General features: G+C 68.5%; 2 protein-coding genes and 1 pseudogene. 1 reads left to right on the top strand and 2 read right to left on the bottom strand.

Going from position 1 to position 2,550, the window contains the following annotated elements; all coding sequences use genetic code 11:
• A pseudogene (locus KF910_RS14215) lies at window positions 1-703 on the top strand (excinuclease ABC subunit A); the annotation flags it as partial.
• Window positions 704-721: 18 nt separating this feature from the next.
• Here the strand turns inward: KF910_RS14215 and KF910_RS14210 are convergent.
• Together KF910_RS14210 and KF910_RS14205 are read right to left on the bottom strand one after the other, a co-directional pair.
• Window positions 722-1,660, bottom strand: coding sequence for a CPBP family intramembrane glutamic endopeptidase (locus KF910_RS14210; RefSeq protein ID WP_292264072.1), 939 nt, complete (start codon window positions 1,658-1,660; stop codon window positions 722-724).
• The coding region (locus KF910_RS14205) for a hypothetical protein (protein ID WP_292264071.1) at window positions 1,657-2,550 on the bottom strand (894 nt) is incomplete at its 5' end. The genes KF910_RS14205 and KF910_RS14210, both read right to left, overlap by 4 nt.

Here is a 2,550-nt window from a genome sequence, read left to right as displayed (position 1 = left end):
CTTCAACGTCAAGGGCGGCCGCTGCGAGGCCTGCCAGGGCGACGGCGTCATCAAGATCGAGATGCATTTCCTGCCCGACGTCTATGTCACCTGCGATGTCTGCAAGGGGCGCCGCTACAACCGCGAGACCCTGGAAATCGTCTTCAAGGGCAAGAGCATATCCGACGTTCTGGACATGACGGTCGAAGAGGCGGCCCACTTCTTCACCGCCGTGCCGTCCATCCGGGACAAGATGCTGACCCTGCAGCGGGTCGGCCTAGGCTACGTCAAGGTGGGCCAGCCGGCCACCACCCTGTCAGGCGGCGAAGCCCAGCGGGTCAAGCTGTCGAAAGAGCTGTCGAAACGCGCCACCGGCAAGACCCTCTACATCCTGGACGAGCCGACCACCGGCCTGCATTTCGAGGATACGCGCAAGCTGCTGGAGGTGCTTCAGGAACTGGTCGAGAACGGCAACACCATCGTGGTGATCGAGCACAATCTGGACGTCATCAAGGTGGCCGACTGGCTGCTGGACTTCGGTCCCGAGGGCGGCGACGGCGGCGGCGAGATCGTGGCCAAGGGCACGCCCGAACAGGTCGCGGCCGATCCCAAGAGCTGGACCGGCCGTTACCTCAAGGAGATGCTGGACCGCCACGAGACGCGCCGCCGGGCGCGGGTCGCGGCCCTGGAAAAGCCGAAGACGCGGGCGCGGGCCAAGGCCTGACCAGCCCGCCCTGGCGCTTCAGCCCCGCACGCCCAGTCCGACCACCCCGTGGTCACGCGTCCGGCCGCGCAGCAGCAGCACGGCCGATCCGACCACCAGCACGCCGGTGGTGATCACACTGGCTTCCGGCCCGAAGGCGGCGCCCGTAAGCCACCAGGGCGTCTGGGCGTTGGTCGCCAGGTCCACCACCAGGGGCGAGGTCGGCAGGGGCTGGCCCGACACCTCCAGGCCGAAGCCCACGCCCAGCAGCCAGTTCCAGGCCGCATGCCACCCGCACACGCCCCACAGCGAGCCTTCGCGCAGGGCGTAGAGGCTGATGAACACCCCGAACAGCACGATATTGGCCAGGCCCAGCCACAGTTCGCGCGACGGCTCGATATTGCCGGCATGCATCAGGGAGAAGACCACCGAGTTCAGGATCAGGGCCAGCCAGATGCCGTGCCGCGAGGCGATCACCTGCATCAGCCAGCCGCGGAACAGGATCTCCTCGGTCGATCCCTGGATGATGAATCCCGCCATCAGGGCCAGGATCGGAACCAGGGCCGCCCCCGCCGCCGCCGTGCCCAGGGCGCCCGGCCCCTCGACCGTATAGCCGCCGATCGCGGCGATGATCCCGACCACGACGCACAGGAAGGCCAGGCCGACGCCGTATCCGCGCAGGAATCGCACCGCCCCCCGACTGTTGAACCCGATCTCGCGCAGGCCGCGGCGCTCGAACAGCCAGACCCAGGCGAAGGTCACCAGGGCCGCCGCCCCGAAACCGACGATCAGCAGATAGACCACCTGGGGCCAGTCGCGCGCGCCGCCCTTCAGATCGATGAACCCGGCCATGACCGCCGGCAGGACCCCCAGGGCCTGGCCGGCGATGGCGAAGACCAGAACCAGGGCCAGGGCCGCCGCCGTCCAGGTGCGCCGATGCCGCGCCCGACGCGGCGCGTAGAGTTCGACCCCGCTCACGCCGCCTCTCCCTTCAGGCCGCGATAGGCCGCCGAGAAGGGCGCATACAGCACCCCCAGCATCAGGGCGCCGATGACGGCGTTGACCAGGGCCGAGGCCAGGACCCACGGATTTCCGTAGTTATAGGCCGCGAAGATCGCCGCCGGATCGTCGCCGGCGGTCGCCATGCCGAGGCCCGACATGATGGTCAGGGGGGTGGAGACGATCATCGACAGCAGGGCCACCAGCAGGGCCATGACCCCGGTGATGATCGCCATGCCCAGCAGGGGCCAGAACCGCCCCCGGGTGACGGCGAATGAGTCGAAGACGGCGATCCGCTTCTCGGCCACGGTGATCGGCACCGCCAGGCTCCAGCGCACGGTCAGCCAGACGATGAAGGCCATGGCCGCCAGGAACAGCAGCACCATCACCACCCAGCCGCCATTGTCGATCATCGAGACCGCCAGTCCGCCCAGGATGCCGACCAGCAGGAAGACCACGCAGCAGATGATCAGGGTCAGGACGAAGATGGCCAGCATGACGATGGCGACCCGCAGTTCGTCCATCCCCAGCCGCACATAGCCGAAGGTCGCCCGCGTCTGGGGAAACAGCACCCCGCGCGCCACCGCCGCCGACAGGACCACGCTGACCGCCAGCGACAGGGGGAAGATCCAGGCCATCCCCCCGACCATCTCGCCATAGGCCTGGAACAGGGGCGCCATGTCCTGGAACGACTGGGGCGGGCTGCTCTCAAGCGTTTCGGCCACGCTCTCCATCCGGGCCAGGCCCGACCCCATCCCGGCCATGGCCCCGATCTGCACCAGGGCCACGATCAAGTAGAGGCCGGTCCAGGCCAGCAGGGCCATGGGATTTCGCCTGACGAGGCGGAACCCCTCGAACGCGGCGTCGGT

The organism is Brevundimonas sp. (assembly GCF_019636155.1).
Taxonomy (GTDB): domain Bacteria; phylum Pseudomonadota; class Alphaproteobacteria; order Caulobacterales; family Caulobacteraceae; genus Brevundimonas.
This window is presented reverse-complemented; position numbering and strand designations above follow the sequence as displayed.